The following is a 20,836-nucleotide window of genomic DNA, read 5'->3' on the forward strand; positions in this document are numbered from 1 at the left end:
TGATCACTCCAGTACGATCAGGGTATCGCCCATATCGACGGAGTCGCCCTCCGAGACGGGTACAGACGCGACCGTCCCGCTCGTCGAAGCGACAACGTCGTTTTCCATCTTCATCGCTTCGAGGACACAGATCACCTCTCCCTGTGCGATCTGCTCTCCCTCTGCTACCTCGACAGAGAGGATCGTCCCCTGCATCTCTGCGGTGACAGCGCCAGCGGCCGCTGTCTGCTGGCCCCCGCTGGAACCGCCAGAGACGCCACCGGAACTGTCACTCCCCCCGCTTGATCCGCCGCTCGGAACCTGTTGCAGGCCGTCTTCGACGACGACATCGAACCGCTTGCCGTCGACTTCGACGGCCAGTTCTGTCGCCGACGCCCCTGCGCTGTCGCTGTCGGTCTGGTCGGGGCCCCACTGCTCGACTGCCGCGTCGAGGTCCGTTGCATCGAGTTCGCTGTCGAGATATTTCGTGGTGTGCTCGCCGGAGACGAAGGTCTCGTCGTCCAGCATCAATCGGTGAAACGGAATCGTCGTATGCAGGCCCTCTATCTCGAAGTGTTCGAGCGCGCGTTTCGAGCGGTCGAGACAGTGCTCGCGGTCCTCGCCGGTGACGATGAGTTTCCCGATCATCGAGTCGTAATCGCCACCGATCTCGTCGCCCTGCCCGACCGCGTGATCGAGTCGAACCCCGATGCTCGCTGGAGGTCTATAGGTCTCAAGCGTTCCCGGCGTGGGGGCGAACTCCTCGGCCGGATTCTCCGCATTGATGCGGTATTCGGCCGCGTGTCCCTCGATGGTCACGTCGTCCTGCTCGAAGCCGAGTTCCTCGCCGGCGGCGACTCGCAACTGCCAGCGGACGATGTCGATCCCGGTCACTTCCTCGGTGACGGTGTGTTCGACCTGAATCCGGGTGTTCACCTCCATGAAATAGAACTCTCCATCTTCGACGAGGAATTCGACGGTCCCGGCGTTGGTGTAGTCGGCCTCACGGACGCCCCGGCGGGCGGCATCGCCGATCTCCGCCCGGAGGTCGGCGTCGAGGATCGGACTCGGGGCTTCTTCGATGACCTTCTGGTGGCGTCGCTGTAGCGAGCAGTCACGCTCGCCGAGGTGGCGGACGTTGCCGTGCTGATCGGCGAGAACCTGCACCTCGATGTGTTTGGGCGCGTCGAGGTACTTCTCGACGTAGACCGAGTCGTTGCCGAAGTAGGCCTCGCCCTCCCGCTTTGCACTTTCGAGGGCGTCGTCGACTTCGGCGTCGCTGTGGACGATTTTCATCCCTCGGCCGCCACCGCCGCCCTCGGCTTTGATGGCGATCGGATAGCCGTACTCCTCGCCCAGTTCGCGCACCTCCTCGGCGTCGTCGACTGGCTCGGTCGTGCCGGGAACGACCGGAACATCGGCGGACTCCATCACCGACCGGGCCGCAGTCTTCTCGCCCAGCGTCTCCATCGCATCACTCGATGGGCCGACCCACGTGATGCCGTCGGTCGATTCGACGCGACGGGCAAACTCGGCGTTCTCCGCGAGGAAGCCGTAGCCGGGATGAATCGCGTCGGCCCCGGCTCGCTCTGCGACCTCGATGATCGTCTCTTGATCGAGATAGGAGTCGCTCGCGGGGGCGGGGCCGACGTTGTAAGCCTCGTCGGCATAGGCGACGTGGCCGCCGTCTCTGTCGGCATCGCTGTAGATCGCAACTGTCTCGATACCCAACTCCTCACACGCTGCCATGACGCGGACAGCGATTTCACCGCGGTTGGCGACGAGTACTTTCTCGAACATGGTCAGTACGACTTGGGGAACCCAAGTTGCTGGCTCGCGTGGTTGTACGCCATCTGCTGGGAGACCGGTGCGAGTCGAGTGAGGTTGATCTCGCGCCACCACCGCTCGACGTCGTACTCCTTGGCGTAACCCCACCCGCCGAAGGCCTGCATCGATTGCTTGACTGCTTCGATGCCGGCCTCGACGGCGGTTGCCTTGGCCACATTCGTCTCGTAGCCACACTCTTTGCCCTGGTCGTACAGCCACGATGCCTTCTCGCGCATCAGCGCTGCCGTTTCCATCTGCGTGTAGGCTTTCGTGATCGGGAACGAAACCGCCTGATGGCTGCCGATCGGTGCGTCGAACACCTCCCGCTCGTTGGCGTAGTCGATTGCCGTCTCCGCGGCCAGTTTGCCGATGCCCGTCCCGGCGGCGGCGAAGCCGATGCGCTCGGGGTTGAGCATGTCGACCAGCGCTCCCCAGCCGTCGTCTTCGTCCCCGAGAAGATCTGCCTCGGGGACGCGGACATCCTCGATGAACACCTCGCAGGATTTCGAGTAGTTGATCCCGTGTTTGGGGATCGGTGACGCGTCTATCCCCGGGTCATCCATGTCGACGATGAACAGGCTGATCCCGTCGGTGCCTCGCTCGACCTCCGACTTCGGCGTCGTGCGCGTGACGAGGATCATGTTGTCCGCCCGGTCGGAGAAGGTGATCCAGGCTTTGTTGCCGTTGAGGACGTACTCGTCGCCGTCTTTCTCCGCTCGGGTGGCGACGTTGAGGGTGTTCGTCCCGGCCTCGGGTTCGGTGATCCCGATCGAGAAGTTCCGTTCTCCGTTGGCGATGTCCGGGAGGTATTTCTCTTTCTGGGCGTCGGTGCCGTTCTCCCGGATGCCGACCGCCGCCATCCCGCCGGTCAAGACGAGATACCAGGTGCCGGCCATTCCACAGCCTTCTGCACAGAGGGTCTCCATCGCCAGTCCCATCTCCTGCATCCCCATGCCGGCACCGCCGTACTCCTCGGGGACGAGCAGGCCGTGGAAGCCAGCGGCTGCGAGTTCGTCCCAGAAATCGGCAGCGAACTCGCCAGCCTGTTCTTTCTCGCGCCAGTACTCCGGACCGTACTCGCCTGCCAGTTCTTCGGCAGTCGAGCGGATCATCGACCGTTCTTGCGTTGACTCGAAGTTCATTTTTCTCGAAAGAAATTCCGTGGCTCGTTATGCCTCTTCGTCGACTTCGTCCCGGAGTTCGTTCCGTCGGATCTTGCCCGTCACCGTCTTGGGCAGTTCCTCGCGGAACTCGATCTCCCGGGGGTACTCGTGTGCCGACAGCTCTTCTTTGACGTGGTTTTTGATCTCCTCTTTGAGCCCCTCGCTCGGCTCGACATCCTCACTGGGGACGACGAAGGCCTTGACAATGTTCCCGCGCTCGCGGTGTGGTTTGGGAACGACCGCGGACTCGGCGACGGCCTCGTGTTCACCCAGCGAACTCTCGACCTCGAAGGGACCGATGCGATAGCCCGAGGAGAGGATCACGTCGTCGGCCCGCCCCTCGAACCAGAAGTAGCCGTCTTCATCTTTGTGTGCGAGGTCACCGGAGAGATACCACTCGCCGTCTGGCCCATCGACGAAACAGTTCTCTGTCTTTTCGGGCTTGTTCCAGTACTCCGCGAAGAAACACGGGTACTCGCCGCGCTGTGCGATCTCACCCGTCTCGCCGGGTTCGAGGACCTCACCCGAGTCGGGATCGACAATTTCGGCCTCGATGCCCGGGAGCGGCCGGCCCATCGACCCCGGTCGGAGTTCCATCGTCGGGTAGTTGTTGATAATCATGTTGCCCGTCTCGGTCTGCCCGTAGGTGTCGAGGATCGTGACACCGAGGTTGTCCTGGCCCCATTCGACGACGCTCGCACTCAGCGGTTCGCCGATCGACAGCGCGTGTCGCAGGTCGAGGTCGGCGTCGTCGAGTACCTCCTCGTTCTCCCGGAGCATCCGGTAGGCCGTCGGCACCGAGAACAGGACCGTGATTGGGTACTGATCGAGCAGGTCCGCCCACTCCTCGGGGTCGAACTCGCCTTCGTAGGTGAAGAGCGACGCCCCCCAGAACCAGGCACCGAGTGTGTTGATCGCGCCTGTCAGCCAGCCGAGGTCGCCCGTACTCCAGTAGATATCTCCTGGCTGGAGGTCGACAGCGTACTTCTGAGTTGCTGCGACGCCGGCCACCCAGCGCTGTTTGTGGAGGACACCTTTGGCCAGTCCGGTCGTTCCCGACGTGTAGTACAGCATCGCGTCGTCGTCGGCGCTGGTGTCGGCGGCCTCGTACTCCGTGCTCGCGTCGTCGAGCGCCGTGTTGAACACCACGTCCTCCGGAGGCGCACCGCTTCCGCGGTCGACAGTGATGACGTGTTCGACCGACGGTACCGATTTCAGCGCCTCTGCAACCGTCTCGCGGTTGTCGCTCGTCGTGACGACAACTTTCGTGTCACAGTCGTCGAGGCGGTAGGAGATGCCGTCCGGGCCGAACCGCTCGTTGACGCTCCCCCAGACTGCGCCGCGTTTGAGCGTCCCGACCATCGCGACGTAGTGTTCCGGGATGCGGGGCATATACGAGAAGACCCGCTCGCCCTCCTCGACGCCGAGTTCTTCGAGGAGGTTCGCAAACTGGCTCGACCGGTCGGCCAGTTCCCAGAAGGTCATCGTCGTCAACTCGCCGTCGGTGCCGACCTGGTAGAGTGCAACCTTCCCCCGGTCGGTCGCGTGCCGGTCGGCGACTTCGTGTCCGATATTCAGTTCTCTCGGTGCGGCTCTATCTGCTTCCGCGTAAATCTCGTCCCACGAGAACTCCTCGCGCTTCGCTTCGTAGTCCGTCAGGTTGTGGCTTCCCACCATACACTGCCGCGCATTTCGGCATCATATATAACGATACTGGTTAATTCGGCAGCAGAAATTGTCAGAATATACTTTGTTCCATTTCCTACAACGGATTTAAAACCGTCCAGTATTGCGTAAACAGATCTGTTTACAATACATAATATTTATGATGTGAATCTGTGACCTCAACGACTAGTCGTCGAGTCCGATTTTACGCCCGTCTGCGGTGCCGAGTCACCGATTTTCGTTCCAGACTGCTCGTGCAGTGTCGCGGATCGAACGGGGAAAGGACTCCTCGAAGGTGACACGCGGTGCGATGTACGTCGATTCCCAGCGTGGGTCCCAGGCCGCGTTCACGTACAGTCGCGATCCAGTCGTGCCGTCCTGTCGGTAGTGTGGCCGCCTGGCCGCCGGTGCGTTCGAGTCGCCGAACACCCAGTCCTGTGCGGGGTTCGCTTTCACCCAGATGTCGCTGAGGACACGCCCGAAGTCAGTCGGCGGGACATCGTCGTCGACGATGACGACTGTATCGAACAGCGACGAGAACGAAAAGAGAATGTTCGCCAACTGCCACTCGAAGCCGGGATAGAGGATATCACTCGACACCACGCAGATGCCGAGTTCGGCTTCGGCCGGCAACATGATCCACTCCACCGGCGAGATCGCCCAGTAGTTGTTGACACGGTGGTACAGCGACGCCGCGACCGCCAGTCCGGTTAGCTGGGTGTCGTCAGCCATCGGGTAGCCAAGTGGGGTAAACGGGACGACTGGATTGTCGGTCGTCAACACGCGCTCGACCGACAGCGAGAGCGCGGTACTGCTGGTCACGAACTCCCAGGCCTCACGGCGGGCGGTGCGATCTTCGGGAGTTCGATCCTGCACGGTCGTCTCGATGACGACCTCACTCGCGGCGGGGACACTGCCGCCGTTGGTCGGCACGGCTGGCACGTCCTCACTGACGCCGCAGGATCGAACCGGCGCGTCGAGTTGACCGGTGACCGCGAGTGCCGTCGCGGCCGTGATCGCGGCCGGCGGCACGCCCAGTGCAATCGTAATCGTCGCGTTATCGTCGATCAGTTCGGTGACTGACTCCGGCAGGCGAACCCTGAGTGTATCGGTACTCACGACCGAGCCGTGTGCTGGAGCCCAGTGTGACCCCTCGCCGGTCCCGACTGCTGCGAGTCCGAGCGTGACCGACGGCCACATCCCGTCCGTTTCCTGTGGAAACTGCAGATCCTGTATGTCGGCGTCCGATGGCGAGGCTGACTGACTCGTGTACGTCGAGCCCGCAGCCGACCCCGCGGGTCCGAGGTGTGCGATCGTTTCGAGGAGGTCGACGAACTCCGCATCCGAATCGAAACCGAGTCCCAGCGAGAGCCGCGTCCAGGGCTTGCTCTCCCGGCGTCGCATCAGATTCGGGCCGCTGAAGACGCCACTGGCGAGGTCGACTCCGCTCTCGCGCTCGAATCGAAGTGCCGGACCGCTGGCGCGGAGCGCTTCTCCGGCGATGATATCGACGGGATCGTCCGCGGTTTCCGGGACGGTCAGGAGTTTGTCGTCGCGTGCGAGTCCGCGGACGTACTGTCCGAAGGGGATCACTCGGCGTCACCTCCCCGTTCGTCGACGAGGCCGAGCAACTCCGCGGACATCCCTGCGTCGAGGAGTGTCTGCTGGGCCTGCTCGCGTCGCTCTCTGTCTGGGCGCCGCCGTCTCGGTCCTTGCTCGCTCCGTGCGTCGATGTAGGTTTTGGCCGTCTTCGTTTTCGAGGTCCCGACTTCGGCGCTTCCTTTCTCGTCGGGTGTCTGGTAGATGTTGAGCGGGACCTTGGGCATGCGTTCGACACCGAACTGGTGGAAGTCAGTCTCGGGGTCAGCGTCGAGTGCAATGGCGCTCATCACCGCTTGCGGATCGAGTGGATTCACGTCTTCGTCGACGAAGACGAAACAGTCGATGTGCAGCATCCCCCAGGTCGTAAAGACGAAATTCGCCAGTTCGTGGAGATAGCCCGGGTACGGACAGTCCGTCGAGATGACCCAGACCATGCGGGAGGTGAACCGCCAGGGAGCGGCCATCGTCACGTCGAATCCGGCGGCGCGGAGACCGAGCGTCGCATCGGGGCCGGCCGCGGCGAGCTGGAGCGTACTGGTCGAATTTCGGCCGTAGCCGACGCCGGTTCCTTCCACACAGAAAGGGATTCGCGGCCGGTGTCGGTGGGTGATCGCCTCGACATCGAACACCGGCATCGACCGCCGCGGGCCGTTGACGTAGCCGAAGTAATCGCCGAAGGGTCCCTCGTCGAGGCGGTCGTTCGGCCGAACGTGACCCTCGATGACGAGTTCTGCACTCGCTGGGACGGATAGCTCGCTGGTCTCACACGGCACTAACTCGACCGGCCGCTCTGCCAGCCCGCCCGCGAAAGCGGCTTCGCTTTTGCCCGCTGGAATCCACATGTCTGCGCTACACTCGACCGCTGGCTCGGCACCGATGGCGACGGCGACCGGCATCGGTTCGTCGCGCGGTTCATACTCGTAATAGTAGCGATTCGGGACCTGCTCGCCGGCCGACAACAACAGGCTCGCCTGTCCCTCGTCGTGAATCATCATGCGGTGCCGAGACCAACTCCCCCAATCCGTGTCCGGGTCCGGTGCGATGACGGTGTGCAAATTCGAGTACCGCCCGCCGTCGCCCTGGTGGATGTACGGCCAGGGAAACGACAATAAATTCAACTCCTGCCCCGTCCAGACGTGTTCTTTGCAGCCAGCATCCGCCGGGTCGATCACCTGTGGTTCCCGAGGCCGTTCGAGGCGGTCGATCACGCGGTCGTAGTAGGACTGACCGGATAGCCCTGTCGGGAGTCCGACTCCCATCGCGGGCCGATCCCAGGGGCGGGTTCGCGAACCACGGTACGGGTCGCCCACCAGCATCGCGTCGGTCGACGACCCGACCGACTCGAAGATGGGGACCGGTCCATCGTCGTGGTTCGCCAGCATCGTTATCGCACTCGCTTCGAGATCCCAGGAGACCGACTGCTCGACACTACGTGTTTCGAGGCGGCCGAGATACTCACGGAACGACTGGGCGCTCATGACTCCTCTCGGTCCGGCAGGCAGTCACGTAATGGGTCGGTCTCGAATTCGGTTCGGATCTCTTCGTACGCCCGCAGCAAGTCGGATTGCTCCTCGGCGAGACGCTCGAAGACGATTGTCCGAAGCGCTTCTGCCGTCGATCCGTACTCACCCGATTCGACGAGATATCGTAGGAGGACCTTGAGGTCGTCCGACCGCGTGTTGACGATGTTCGAGTTCGACTCCTGTTCGTCCGCGAGCGAGCGCAGCAAGGGCTCGTCGATGCCGAGTTCAACGTCGTCGAGTAACTGGACGTACCACGTTTCGCTATCGCTCTCGTGTGGCCCCGTCACGACCGTCAGCGGCTCCGGATTGACCAGCGCATCGGGATCTTGCGCAATCCGGACCTGCGCCTCGAAGATGCGTTTCGTCTGCGCATCGGTGATCTGGAGGCTCGTCTCGGCCGGGACGGTTGTCGGGAGGTGTTCCTCTGCCGTAATATAATGACTCGACATCTCTGCAGTACTGTTCTCTCTCGGAACTTTACCGGCAAGTGGTATAACAGTTGCTGGTGTCGTTACAAAATAGAGACTGCGGGCCGCTCAGGCGAATGCGATGGGCGTTCCGGCGGCTTCCTCGTCTTCTTGGACCTTCTCGAGTGCGTTCTCGAAGTCTTCGTATCTGATCTCCGTCCGCTCGTCACGGATGGCGAACATCCCGGATTCGGTCGCCAGGGAGGCAAGTTCAGCCCCGGAGAAGCCCTCCGTATCGGAGGCGAGTGCTTTCAGGTCCACGTCGTCGGCGAGATTCATGCCCTCGGTGTGGATATCGAGGATCCGTTCGCGGCCGTCCCAGTTGGGTTTGGGAACCTCGATGAGTCGATCGAACCGGCCGGGGCGGAGAATCGCGCGGTCGAGCATATCGAAGCGGTTGGTCGCGGCGATGATCCGAATCTCCCCGCGGTCGTCGAAGCCGTCCATCTCGCTGAGCAGTTGCATCATCGTCCGCTGGACCTCGGCGTCGCCGGACGTTTTCGACTCCGTCCGTTTCGAGGCGATAGCGTCGATTTCGTCGATGAAGATGACGGCGGGTTCGTTTTCGCTCGCGAGTTCGAACAGATCCCGGACGAGTCGCGCGCCCTCGCCGATGAACTTCTGAACCAACTCCGAGCCGGCCATCTTGATGAAGGTGGCGTCGGTCTCGTTGGCGACCGCTTTGGCGAGCATCGTCTTCCCGGTTCCCGGCGGACCGTGCAGGAGGACGCCGCTGGGCGGTTCGATGCCGACCGAGCGGAACTGTTCGGCGTTGACCAGCGGTTGCTCGACGGCTTCGCGGACCTCCTGAATCTGTTCTTCGAGGCCGCCGATGTCGTCGTAGGTCACGTCCGGACTGCCGTCGACCTGCATCGCCTGCGCCCGCGCGTCCGTCTCCGGATCGAGCACCGACTGGACCGCGAAGGAGTCGTTGATCGCGACGCGGTCGCCGGCTTCGAGTTCCTGGCGGATCCCCGGCGAAACCTCGGTCAACACCTCCTGATTGTTACCGTGCTGTTTGACGATGACGCCATCGTCGAGCATCTCCTCGGCGGTCGCGATGTACAGCGAGGAGGATTTCAGCGTCTCGTTTTCGCGTTCGAGTCGGTCGACTTTCCCGGTGAGATTCTCCCGACGCGTATTCGCCCGGTCGAGCTGCGTTTCGAGCTGTTCGTGAACTTCTAAGACGTCTTCGAAGTGACTCCGAAGCGCTTCGAGTCGCTCGTCCGGCGACATGTCCGGGTCGAGATCAAGGCGCGGGCGCTCAGGAAGTGACGGACTGCGAGACATTTGGATGTCTGGACTTTGGAAGCCGGTAAATATAGGTTCTTCGGCACCGGGAAGAACCACCACCCGCGTCGCACCGGGATTTTTGTTACTCGTGGACAATTCACACGTGTGTACGTCGTCCGGGGCCGTGCTGGGAATCCGAAGGAGGACCGCGAGCGCTCGCGCAGTCTGCTCGAACTGGCGGCTGACCGGTCGAGTCGACACCTCCGGGTCTGGCGGCCGCCGAGACACGTCGCCTTCGGCCGCCGCGACAGCTCGAAGTCGGGCTACGACCGCGCCCGCGAGCACGCCCGCTCCAGAGACATTCCGACCATCGAACGGACGACAGGCGGCCACGCGGTCTATTTCACCGGAACGACGGTGTCGTTCGTCCTCGCGACACCCATCGACGACGCGCGGTCGGGGATCACCGAGCGCTACGAGCGAACGACCGAGCGCTTCAAGCGAGCGCTCGCCGACCTCAGCGTCGATGCCGCCGAGGGCGAACCTGACGGCTCCTTCTGTCCAGGGACGCACTCGCTCTCTGCGAATGGCAAGATTGTCGGACTCGCCCAGCGCGTTCGTCGTAACGTGGCCGTCGTTGCTGGGATTGTCGTCGTCAGCGATCACGAGGAGATTGCCGATGTGCTCGGTCCGATCTACGACGCCCTCGACATCCCCTTCGAGTCGGATGCGACTGGCAGCATCGCCCGCGCCGGCGGCGTCAGCGATTCGGAAACAGTTGTTACCGTCATCGAGGAGCACTTCGCTGCGGGTGACGTGACGGTCGAGGAGGTGTGAGTCGGGGCGGTCCGGGAGACTTACGAGGGCGGGCGTGTAGACGACTGGTATGCTCATCGAAGACGCGACCCTCGCCGACGGGCGTCGCTGCGATGTCCGGATCAGCGGCGAACGGATCGACGCCGTCGCGGAGGCCGGCACACTCGACTCCGACGACGAGGAGCGTATCGACGCCGCTGGCAAGCGACTCCTGCCCGGGATGATCGACGTGCACGTCCACTTTCGGGAACCTGGGTTCAGCCACAAGGAGACGTGGACGACCGGGAGCAAAAGCGCCGCTGCGGGCGGGGTGACGACCGTCGTCGACCAGCCAAACACCGATCCACCGACGGTCGACGGCCCGGGATACGACGAGAAGGCCGAATACGCCGACCAGTCGCTGGTCGATTACGGCATCAACGGCGGCGTCACGGCCGAGTGGAAGCCGGACGACCTCTTCGAGCGCGACCTGTTCGCACTGGGTGAGGTCTTTCTCGCGGACTCGACGGGCGATATGGGAATCGACGGCCAACTGTTCACCGACGCGCTCGAACGCGCCATCGACGCGGACACGACCGTGACGGTCCACGCCGAGGACGCGACGCTGTTCAACGACAGCGCCCGCGACCGAACTGATGCGGACGCGTGGAGCGCCTACCGGACCGCCCGCGCCGAGGAGGAGGCGGTCCGCCGGGCCTGTGCGCTGGCCGAGCAGCGAGACGCACAGATCCATATCGCTCACACCAGCACGCCGGAGGGGATCGATATCGCAGCCGAGACCGGGATGACCTGTGAAGTCACGCCGCATCATCTCTTTCTCTCTCGCAGCGACCTCGACGACCTGGGAACCCACGGCCGGATGAACCCGCCGCTCCGTCGAGAGCGCCGCCGCCAGCAGGTCTACGACCGAGTTGCCGACGGCACGGTCGATATGATCGCGACCGATCACGCCCCGCATACGGCCGCCGAGAAGGATGCCGATATCTGGTCGGCACCCAGTGGCGTCCCCGGTGTCGAGACGGTCCTCCCGCTTCTTCTGGTCGAGGCCGCCGAGGGTCGACTCAGTTTCGAGCGCGTTCGTGATCTGACCGCGACGAGTCCTGCGGACGTGTTCGACCTCCCGGATCGTGGGCGTGTCGAGGCCGGCAACTATGCCGACCTCGTACTGGTCGACCCCGACGACATCGAACCGATCCGAGCCGAGGATCTTCACTCCAAATGCGAGTGGACACCGTTCGAGGGCTGGGACGGCATCTTCCCCGAGTGGACGATGCTCCGCGGTGAGATGGCCTACGAACGCGCCGACGACTCCTTCGGCGAGGCTCGCGGTCAGAACGTCCGCTCGGCTGATAGAGCAGACCAGGCGACTGGCCAGTCGAACGAGACTGACTCGGCAGCTGCCGATCCAGACACAGGCGGTTCTGAATAAAAATCGCAACGGCGAATTCCGCCGTTGCGTATCGAGACGACGACAGCGGCGCGTGCCCAGACACGCCAGCTAAAGTTACGGCTCAGTATCATAAAAACGTGCTGACTGTTTATTCGAAATCGGGTGTTCAGGGAGTGCAATCTCCTTTCTTTGTACCCGTATAGCACCTCGACCAACTCCGCGGACAGATTCACGCCAGAGTGACTGCCGCGGATTGATCCGACGGAGTAGAACAGCTATACCTAGCCGGTGAATCGGGCGGAACGATTCTTTTCGACCTGCTCGCGGGGAATGCCCGGCGGCGTCGTTATATTTCCAGAGCCCTACGTATGTGCAATGACAGATTCACCGTCGGCCCGCATCGAGCGCGTCGGAGACGATCTCCGGGACCGCGGCTTTACGGTCGACACCCACGGCTCGCCGCGTATCGCACGCGACGGACCGACCGATCTGACTGGTGTCGACGCGCCGCTCGCAGTCGCGTCGATCACCGACAGCAACCCGCTGACCGTCATCTCGGCGGTCGCAGCCGCTGCCCACGACGGTCGTGTCCCGGTTCTCGTCGTCGACCAGCACGACTACGATCAGGTCGCCGAGATTCTCTCGTCGCCGTTCGCGCTCGCCGGCGAACAGGACAGCCTCCGGCAGTTCTACACGGTAGAGGATCGCATCCAACTCACTGACGACTCCTTCGCCTGCGTCGAGGGGTACGGACCTCTGTCGTGGGCCGAGAGCGGTTCGACGGAGTCGCCGCAACTGCATCTCACGGTCGGCGAGGAGACGGTCGCAGTTCTTGATTCTGTCGCGGGGCTGGCCTGTCCCGGTCCCTCGCCCGCTGCCTTTCGGCATCGGTACGCTCGCAACGAGGACGGGCGATTTCTCGTCTCCGAGGGCGAGGCGGTCGTCGGGGACTACTCCGGTGTGACTGCGATGCGCGCCGACGGCGTTCGTCCCGTCCCGCTGCCGCTGGTCCCCGAGCATCACGTCCGCTCGAACGGCCACCTCGCGCGTGCCGTTCTGGTTGCAACTGTCGAGGACGGGGTTGTTCGGTACACAGGCGCGCAGTGACGATATCGCCCCCCGAATTTATTATGAGTGGTTCCGTGTGTGTGCCTGTTCCATGACAACAGCTACCGAACTATACGAGTTCAACACAGCAAACTGGGCGCTCGACAACAGCTTTATGGAGCAACTGACAGACCCGGGGGAGTCGTACACGGCCGTCTGTCCGTTCTATCTCGTCGATCATCCGGAGGGAACCGCAGTGGTCGACACTGGACTCAGTCACGACATGCTCGACGATCCTGCCTCCTATGGGCAACACGGTGCCGAGTTCATGGAGGCGTTCCTCCCGGCCATCGAGTACGGGCCCGAGATGCACCCTCGTGCGCAACTGGAGGACGTTGGGTATTCACCCGAGGACATCGATTATCTGGTCCTCACACATCTACACTCCGACCACGCGGGCCACATCGACACGTTCCCCGACGCGGAGATCATCGTTCGAGAGGAGGAACTTCGGTACGCTCACTGGCCGGTCCCCGTCCAAGAGGTGTTCTATCTGGAGGGCGATTTCGACATGCTGCGCTCGGGAGCGTACGACGTGACGCCAGTACGGGGAGAATACGATGTCTTCGGCGATGGGAGTCTCGTCACGTTCCCGACGCCGGGGCACACGCCGGGCCACCAGTCCGTTCAGGTGGAGTTACCTGAGACTGGGACCGTGATTCTGGGAGCGGACATCGCCCACAAGGAGTCCGGCTACGAGCGTGAACATCTCGCCTCGTTCAACTACGACCTCTCGCAGTCGATCGAATCGCTGAGAGCGCTGAAAGCCCGCGCTCGCCGAGAGGGGGCCGAGGTGTTCGTCACGCACGACAACGAACACATCGAGATGATGGCTGACGGATTGCGATAAGAGATCGTTACGAGATCGTTGCTTCGATCTCTACCGTCGCGATATCGTCGTCAAAGTTCGTCGGTGGCTCTGCCTCTCCTCGGGACGTGTTGTCGAGAATCAGGGCCCAGTTGCCGCTGTCGAGTTCTGTCGAGTTGTTCGTGTTCGAGGTGTCCAGTTCAGATGCTGCCGAGTTGTACCGGAAGTTTTCGTCGTTTTCGTAGTTCGTGAACTCGTTTCCGTTGGTGACGATAATATCGATTGCCGGCCCCTCTCGTACGATCGCATCGTAGGACAGCGTTGCGGAACTTTCGAGGGTGGCGGTATACGCCTGGTAGCTGTCTTCGGAGACTTCGACTGTCTCGTCTGCCAGTGTTTCCGACGCGTCGCCGGGCGATTCCTCGTCGCTCACGTTCGGTCCATCCCCCGATTGGCCGGAACAGCCAGCCAGTCCAACGGTTGCCACTCCGCCTGCGACGATCTCGATGAATTGGCGTCTCTCCATACACAGCCTTCCTGCCTGTTTATAAATACTTTCTTGCCCCTCCTGTCTCGGTGTCGGGGCATTTCACCGCACGTCTCGTCCACTCTTTGCCTCGCTGGGGAACTGTGGATAGAATCATCTGAGGAGGGAGGCCGTCCACTGATTCACTCCATCCGGATACTGCCGAACAAATGGCTGTGAATCGTCGGTCTGCGCAGAGAGTTCGCTGCTGTTCGTTGTTGCAAAGTGCGGGAGAAGTGGGCCGGCTCAGATTCGAACTGAGGTTACGGCCACCCGAAGGCCGAAGGATACCAAGCTACCCCACCGGCCCGCACTTGTGACGTATCGGTCGGACAGTTTAACGGTTGCGAATCGACCGAACTATTCGGCCACGTCCAGCCAGTTGTGCGCCACTGCGATGGCGTGGTCGGCGTGGATCGCCTCCGGCCCGAGACAGATCTCACCCTCGGCATACTCCACGATTATCTCCGCGTCCTCCGCCTCGAATTCGCGGTGATTCGAGAGAACGAACGCCGGCGACTCCGGCGGCGACACCTCCGCCTTTGGGGCCCCGTCGGGATGCAACCGGTAGATCTGACTGTTCGAACTCACTTCCGCCAGCGTCGCGTCGAGGTCCATCCTGACCAGTGAGACGCCCGCGGAAATCTCCACGGGGATCTGTCCGATGGCTTCCTCGCGCTCGGAGAGCGCGTTCCGGATCAGCGCGGCCGTCGAGCGCTCGTCGGGGTGCAATCCGCGGAGTTCACGACCCTCGAACCGGACCGTGAACTCGTCACCAAGCACGAGATGCGTCCGAACGTCCTCTCGGAGTCCGTGCGAGAGCAGAAACGAGGCGGTCACACAGCGAGCGAGCAGATCCACGCGGCCCGCCGCCGGCAGATCATCGAGTGAGAAGTCCGCAGTTGTCGGCCCGCTCCGGGCCACGACGATGAACTGGCGCATACCGGAGGCTGGTCAGCCCAATACATAGGAACATCGGTCCCACCGAGTCCAGACTCAGAACTGTAACCGAGACGGGTGTCTCTGTACAGATTTCTGTCCGCAGGGTTCCGGACACCGTGGCCCCTCACGAGTGCGGATCTCGGTCGCTCGGGGCATCGGCGTCCCGGCGGCTCTTCTCGGTCGCTGGTTATGCCCCCAAACTGAGAGACTTCGCCCGCGCTATCGAAAAAGAGAATCGACGCAGGTCATTGATAACTGTTCAGCTCCTAGCTGTCGTAATGAATCCTGCTGATGGCCACAGTTCCGATATGATTCATGTTCTCTATGTGAACGGAGATACAGATTTTGCTGAACTCGCACGGACGAAACTGCTGAACACGTCGCCGGAACTTACGATCACGACTGCCGCGACCGCGGAAGCCGCGCTCGACGACCTGGACAGTTCTCTCATCGATTGTGTCGTCACCTCTTACTCACTACCGGACGGGACGGGTATCGATCTCCTGCAGCGGCTCCAATCCGACCGAGCCGAGATACCGACAATCTTGTTCACGGGACGCGGAAACGAACAGATCGCGAGTGAAGCGACCCAGGCAGGCGTCTCTGATTACATCCCGATCCGCGCTGATCAGAACAACTTCGAGTTACTCGCACGCCGTGTTCAGACTCTCGTCGAGGCGGCTCGGAAAAAAGAGGTCGCCGAACGAATGACGACTCGCTTTCAGCGAACACTCGAACGCGCAACTGATGCGATCTATGCCGTCGACAACGAGTGGCGTATCGAGTATCTGAACGAAAAGATGGCCGACCGTATCGACCGTGATCGCAATGCCGTCATCGGCGCGACACTCTGGGACGAGTTCCCGTCGATCGTGGGGACGACACTCGAAGACCGATACCGAACCGCGATGGAGACCGGCGAACCGGTCTCTTTCGAACAGCGTCTCGGAGAGCCGTTCGATTACTGGGTCGAAGTGCGAGCCTTTCCGGATAGCGACGGTCTCACTGTCTTTTCGCGTGAAATCACTGCGGAGCGCGAGCGAGAACAGGAGCTAGCGCGGAGTGACGCAATCCTCGAAACCATCCACGATGTCGTGCTCGTCCTCGATGACGACGGTACTATCGAGTTCGCGAACGCGGCTGCGAAACGAACGATCTTCGGACAAGCGTCTGATCAGGTCACCGGTCAGCAACTTCAGACCGCCGTGGACGACCGTATCTCGGAGTCCGATGCAGAGCGGTTCACGCAGGCGGTCGACACGACACTCGACGAGTTACAGGGAGACGGCGGCCAAACGGGATTGTACGATGTGGATCTGCAACTCGAGATCACGGCCGGAGGCGATGACCGGACGTTCGATGTTCGTGTCACGCCGTTCGAGAGTGGGCCGAGCCAGCAGGTCCTCGTCGTGGCCCGGGACGTGACGGAACAGAGCAAAGCCAACCAACAACTGCAAAGAGAGCGGGATGCGCTCCGCGACCTCCAGTCTGTGATGGCGGAACCCGACGTCCTGACTGAGACTCGACTGCAGGAGTTACTGGAAGTCGGCTGTCAGACACTGGGTCTCGAAATCGGGATCGTCTCACACATCCGCGATAGCACCTACACAGTCAACGCGGTACACGGACCGGGTGCCGATATCGAATCCGGAGACCAGTTCGACCTCGCCTCGACGTACTGCGAGGAAGTCGTCCGAGAAGATGCGGTTTGTTCGTTCGCAGATGCAGTCGCCGAGGGCAAAGACACCCATCCTGCCTACCGTGAGTTCGGGCTTGAATCGTATCTCGGCGTCCCACTCGTCGTCGACGGTGAGCGCTACGGGACGCTTAATTTTTCGAGTCCGACGACCCGAGCGGGTCCGTTTGGAGCACTCGAGCGGACGTTCGTCGAGTTACTCGCCGAACTCGCAAGTGCCGAACTCTCACGGAAGCGAGACCGGGTCGAACTCGAACGTCAAGAGTTTCTCTTCGAGCGAGTCCAAGAGATCGCGGATATCGGCGTCTGGGAGTACTTCCCGTCGACGGGAGAACTCGACTGGTCTGCTGGGGTTCGCCGGATTCACGGTGTCGACGATGAGTACGAACCGTCGGTGGACGACGGACTCGAATTCTATCATCCCGACGACAGGGAGACCATCACGGAGGCTTTCGAGCGCGCAATCGAAGACGGTGAGTCCTACGATCTCGATCTCCAAATCGTTCGCGCCGACGGTGTCGTTCGCGATGTCAGATCCTGGGGAGAACGCGTCGACAGCGCCCAGCACGACGAGCCTGTGATCCGTGGTGTCTTTCAAGATGTTACGGAGCAAAAAACCAACGAGCGTGAGTATCGAGAACTGGCGGAGGAATACGAGGCACTGCTCGAAACGTCGGGAGACGCAATCTTCATGTTGGATGTCGACGCGGCTGACGACGACCCGTCGTTCGAGTTCGCTCAACTTAGCCCCGGGTACGAGATGCAGACCGGACTCTCGACTGAAGAAGTCCGGGGACAGACGCCGCGCGAAGTCTTCGGTGAGACGCGGGGTGCCGAACTAGAGGCCAACTACACTCGGTGTGTCGAACAGCGTGAGCCGATCACGTATCGTGAACAGTTGGATATTGCCGATGACGCGCGGTTCTGGGATACGAGTCTCGCTCCCGTCATCGTCGACGGACAGATCGTCCGTATCGTCGGTATCGCTCGGAACGTAACCGAACAGGTCGAACGAGAGCGCGACTTGGAGACGACGAACCAGCGACTGGAATCACTCATCGAGGCTACTCCACTTACCGTCATGGAAATCGACACCGACGGGAACGTCATCCGCTGGAATGATGGGGCTGAGAAGATGTTCGGCTGGTCACGGGAGGAGGTGCTCGGTGAATTTAATCCGATTGTCCCTGACGAGCAGACAGCCGAGTTTACCTCTCACCGCCAGCGCGCTGTCAGCGGCGAGGAAATCCGTGGAAAAGAGGTCAGACGTGAACGGAAAGACGGTGAGGAACTGGAGTTGCTTCTCTCGGTCGCGCCGATCACCGGCTCTGACGGTGAGATCACGAGCATCCTGGCCGTCCTGGAGGATATTACTGACCAGAAACAGTTAGAGTCGAAACTCCGCGCACTCCAAGAGACAGCACAGCGACTCAGTGGCGCACAGTCGAGTGACGAAATCAGCGATATCGCGGTCGAGGCGGCCGTCGAGACGCTCGGGTTCGATCTGACCGGGATCTGGGAATATACCGCCCAGGGCGACGCCCTCGTCCCGCTGAGTACGAGTGCTGCCACGAAAGACAGAGTCGGCGAGCTCCCGCGATTGGAATCCGGGGACAGCCTCGCGTGGGACTCCTTCGAGGCGTCTGAACTGCGCGTGTACGACGACATTCAGGCCGAAAGTGCCCTCGAAGAATCCGACACGGGGATTCAAAGCGGACTCTTCGTCCCGCTCGGTGAGTTTGGCCTCCTGGGCGTGGGAACGTCGTCGGATCGGACGTTCTCGGACACAGACGTGGATCTGTTTCAGATCCTGGGTGCGACCGTCGAGGGGGCATTCGCTCGTTCGAGTCGCGAAACGGAACTGCAGCGCCAGAACGAACGGCTCGACGAGTTCGCCAGTGTCGTCGCCCACGACCTCCGGAATCCCCTGTCCGTTGCCATCGGCTTTCTGGATGTCGTCGAAGAGACCGGTGATCTCGAACACGTAGATCGGATCGCCTCTGCACACGACCGTATGGAGCGACTGATCGATGATCTCCTCACGCTGGCGCGTGGCGAATCTACGATCACCGAGACGGAACAGGTCGATTTGGAGATGGTCACGACAAAGGCGTGGGGATTTGTCGATACTGCTGACGCGACGCTGACTGTTTCCGAGGGCGTCCCAACAGTTGCCGGCGATGGCAGCAGGTTGACGCAGTTCTTCGAGAATCTGTTCAGAAATGCGATCGAGCACGGCGGAGAAGCCGTCACCGTAACCGTCGGTCGTCTGGAGCACGATGACGGATTCTACGTCGAGGACGACGGCGATGGGATTCCGCCAGCGAAGCGTGACGACGTGCTCGAACACGGTGTCACATCCAACGAAGGGGGGACCGGCTTTGGCCTCTCGATTGTGGCTGATATCGCCAGAGCACACGGCTGGACTGTTCGCGTGACGGATGGATCTGAAGGTGGTGCACGTTTCGAGTTTGTTGGTGCCGTGTGACCGGGCGCCTCGGGTTCGTGTTATACCGTTGCTCACCACGAATCGGGCCGTTCTGCACCCTTTCCCGAGGCTCAAATCAGCACTGTAGGGCGGGCTGATACCGACCTCAGAATATCGAGTTCTTGGCCGGTCTACTACTCGTCCATCTCGTCCATGCACTCCGCCAGGGGCTCGACGACGCGGTCCGAGACGCTGTAGGGGTCGGTCTCGCGGTCGAGTACCTGCTGGACGAACTGATCGAGGCCACCCTGTGTTTCCAACTCCTCGGTCAGCAGTTCGTTGACATCCTCCCGAATGAGGGTCCGAATCTCCTCGGCGTAGCGCTGGCGACTCTGGACCTCCCGCTCGCCGGACTCATCGAGATACGCCCGGTGGTTGGCCAGCGTATCGAGCAACTCGTCGACGCCCTCGCCGCGCTCGGCGATGGTTTCGACGATTTCGGGTTCCCAGCCCGCGCGGTCGATTTCGCCGTCGACGGAGACGTCCATCTCAGTCGCGCCGTGGTGGCCGACCGTTCCGGGGACGCGGCCGTCGCGGTAATCGAGCATCTCGCGCAACTCTTGGACGGTCCGATCCGAGCCCTCCAGATCGGCCTTGTTGACGACGAAGATGTCGCCGATTTCGAGGATGCCGGCTTTGAGCATCTGCACGTCGTCGCCGCTACCCGGCGGGACGAGCACCATCACCGTCTCGGCAGTTTTGACGATATCGATCTCGTTTTGGCCGGCGCCGACAGTCTCGATGAGAATCTTGTCTTTGCCGAAGGCGTCCAGCGCTTTGACGGCGTCAGTCGTCGCCGTCGAGAGCCCGCCGAGCGTGCCGCGGGCGGACATCGACCGGAAGAAGACATCCATATCGCCGATGTTCGAGGCCATGCGAATCCGGTCGCCAAGCACCGCCCCACCCGTGAATGGCGAGGAGGGATCGATGGCGATGACGCCGACGGTCAGCCCCTGCTCGCGATAGGTCGCCGCGAGTTTGTCCACCAGCGTTGATTTCCCCGATCCCGGCGAGCCGGTGATTCCGATCACGTCGGCATTGCCGGTGTGTTTGTGTAGCTGTTTCACCAGGTCGCGATATCCCGGCTGTCTATTCTCGATTTTCGTGATCACGCGCGCGAGTGCGCGATGCTCCCCGTCGAGCAACTCCTGGATCAACTCGCTCATAACCACTCCATCACTCTCGATCCGGAGCGTTCTCGCGGACGTACTCGATCATCTCGTCCATCGACGCTCCGGGGCCGAACACTCGCGAGACGCCCAGTTCGAGAAGTTCGTCCTCGTCTTCGTCCGGAATGATCCCCCCGACGAGGATGAGTGTGTCCTCGAAGGCGCCGTACTCTTCGAGACCGTCGATGATCTCGGGAACGAGCGTGTCGTGTGCCCCCGACAGAATCGAAATCCCGAGTACGTCGACGTCTTCTTGCACTGTGGCCTGTACGATCTCTTCCGGTGCACGGTGCAGTCCCGAGTAGATCACCTCGAAGCCAGCGTCACGAAACGCTCGCGAGATGACGTGTGCGCCACGGTCGTGCCCATCCAAGCCGACCTTGGCAACCAGACACCGGATCTGCCGCTGTTCCTGATCGACACCCATACTCAACG

General features: G+C 61.9%; 16 protein-coding genes and 1 tRNA gene. 5 read left to right on the top strand and 12 right to left on the bottom strand.

The genetic code is table 11. The features are described 5' to 3' along the window. Nucleotides 1-3: 3 nt before the first annotated feature. From V8P86_RS15250 to pan2, 7 genes are all read right to left on the bottom strand, one after another. Nucleotides 4-1,779 carry an acetyl/propionyl/methylcrotonyl-CoA carboxylase subunit alpha gene (locus V8P86_RS15250; RefSeq protein ID WP_336328145.1) on the bottom strand — a complete coding sequence of 592 codons (1,776 nt, stop codon included), beginning with the start codon at nucleotides 1,777-1,779 and terminating at the stop codon, nucleotides 4-6. A gap of 2 nt (nucleotides 1,780-1,781) precedes the next feature. Then, nucleotides 1,782-2,948, bottom strand: coding sequence for an acyl-CoA dehydrogenase family protein (locus V8P86_RS15255; RefSeq protein WP_336328146.1), 1,167 nt, complete (start codon nucleotides 2,946-2,948; stop codon nucleotides 1,782-1,784). A gap of 27 nt (nucleotides 2,949-2,975) precedes the next feature. Continuing rightward, nucleotides 2,976-4,646, bottom strand: a complete 1,671-nt coding sequence (locus V8P86_RS15260) for an acetate--CoA ligase (RefSeq protein WP_336328147.1) — start codon at nucleotides 4,644-4,646, stop codon at nucleotides 2,976-2,978. Nucleotides 4,647-4,862: 216 nt separating this feature from the next. Further along, entirely contained in the window at nucleotides 4,863-6,227 is a 1,365-nt protein-coding gene (locus V8P86_RS15265; protein ID WP_336328148.1) for a UbiD family decarboxylase domain-containing protein, read from the bottom strand. After that, on the bottom strand, nucleotides 6,224-7,714 hold the full coding sequence (locus V8P86_RS15270) for a UbiD family decarboxylase (RefSeq protein ID WP_336328149.1): 1,491 nt from the start codon (nucleotides 7,712-7,714) through the stop codon (nucleotides 6,224-6,226). Before V8P86_RS15270 ends, V8P86_RS15265 begins: the two co-directional genes overlap by 4 nt. Continuing rightward, nucleotides 7,711-8,208: a ubiD operon protein gene (locus V8P86_RS15275; protein WP_336328150.1), complete on the bottom strand. Its 498-nt coding sequence runs from the start codon at nucleotides 8,206-8,208 to the stop codon at nucleotides 7,711-7,713. Before V8P86_RS15275 ends, V8P86_RS15270 begins: the two co-directional genes overlap by 4 nt. 87 nt (nucleotides 8,209-8,295) lie before the next feature. Beyond that, entirely contained in the window at nucleotides 8,296-9,516 is a 1,221-nt protein-coding gene (pan2, locus tag V8P86_RS15280; RefSeq protein WP_336328151.1) for a proteasome-activating nucleotidase Pan2, read from the bottom strand. Nucleotides 9,517-9,624: 108 nt separating this feature from the next. Here pan2 and V8P86_RS15285 point away from each other — a divergent pair, with 108 nt between their 5' ends. The 4 genes from V8P86_RS15285 to V8P86_RS15300 all read left to right on the top strand — a co-directional run bounded on the left by V8P86_RS15285 (nucleotide 9,625) and on the right by V8P86_RS15300 (nucleotide 13,622). Further along, nucleotides 9,625-10,296, top strand: coding sequence for a lipoyl protein ligase domain-containing protein (locus V8P86_RS15285; protein ID WP_336328152.1), 672 nt, complete (start codon nucleotides 9,625-9,627; stop codon nucleotides 10,294-10,296). Between the two features lie 49 nt (nucleotides 10,297-10,345). After that, nucleotides 10,346-11,704: a dihydroorotase gene (locus tag V8P86_RS15290; RefSeq protein ID WP_336328153.1), complete on the top strand. Its 1,359-nt coding sequence runs from the start codon at nucleotides 10,346-10,348 to the stop codon at nucleotides 11,702-11,704. 336 nt (nucleotides 11,705-12,040) lie between these two features. Continuing rightward, nucleotides 12,041-12,772 carry a hypothetical protein gene (locus V8P86_RS15295; RefSeq protein WP_336328154.1) on the top strand — a complete coding sequence of 244 codons (732 nt, stop codon included), beginning with the start codon at nucleotides 12,041-12,043 and terminating at the stop codon, nucleotides 12,770-12,772. Between the two features lie 52 nt (nucleotides 12,773-12,824). Next, nucleotides 12,825-13,622, top strand: coding sequence for an N-acyl homoserine lactonase family protein (locus tag V8P86_RS15300; protein ID WP_336328155.1), 798 nt, complete (start codon nucleotides 12,825-12,827; stop codon nucleotides 13,620-13,622). A gap of 7 nt (nucleotides 13,623-13,629) precedes the next feature. Here the strand turns inward: V8P86_RS15300 and V8P86_RS15305 are convergent, their stop codons facing one another. The 3 genes from V8P86_RS15305 to trmY form a co-directional block, all read right to left on the bottom strand. Further along, a complete protein-coding gene (locus V8P86_RS15305) occupies nucleotides 13,630-14,106 on the bottom strand; it encodes a hypothetical protein (protein ID WP_336328156.1) in 477 nt (158 codons plus the stop codon). 237 nt (nucleotides 14,107-14,343) lie between these two features. Then, a tRNA-Pro gene (locus tag V8P86_RS15310) sits at nucleotides 14,344-14,416 on the bottom strand. 50 nt (nucleotides 14,417-14,466) lie between these two features. Next, on the bottom strand, nucleotides 14,467-15,048 hold the full coding sequence (trmY, locus tag V8P86_RS15315) for a tRNA (pseudouridine(54)-N(1))-methyltransferase TrmY (RefSeq protein WP_336328157.1): 582 nt from the start codon (nucleotides 15,046-15,048) through the stop codon (nucleotides 14,467-14,469). A gap of 278 nt (nucleotides 15,049-15,326) precedes the next feature. Here trmY and V8P86_RS15320 point away from each other — a divergent pair, with 278 nt between their 5' ends. Beyond that, entirely contained in the window at nucleotides 15,327-19,232 is a 3,906-nt protein-coding gene (locus V8P86_RS15320) for a PAS domain S-box protein (RefSeq protein ID WP_336328158.1), read from the top strand. Nucleotides 19,233-19,366: 134 nt separating this feature from the next. Here V8P86_RS15320 and meaB read toward each other — a convergent pair whose 3' ends face one another. Beyond that, the gene (gene meaB / locus V8P86_RS15325) at nucleotides 19,367-20,398 is read right to left on the bottom strand and encodes a methylmalonyl Co-A mutase-associated GTPase MeaB (RefSeq protein WP_336328159.1); all 1,032 of its coding nucleotides are present in this window, start codon (nucleotides 20,396-20,398) and stop codon (nucleotides 19,367-19,369) included. A gap of 10 nt (nucleotides 20,399-20,408) precedes the next feature. Next, the gene (locus V8P86_RS15330; protein ID WP_336328160.1) at nucleotides 20,409-20,828 is read right to left on the bottom strand and encodes a cobalamin B12-binding domain-containing protein; all 420 of its coding nucleotides are present in this window, start codon (nucleotides 20,826-20,828) and stop codon (nucleotides 20,409-20,411) included. Between the last annotated feature and the right edge of the window lie 8 nt (nucleotides 20,829-20,836).

This window comes from Halovenus anhuiensis (assembly GCF_037080055.1).
Lineage (GTDB): Archaea > Halobacteriota > Halobacteria > Halobacteriales > Haloarculaceae > Halovenus.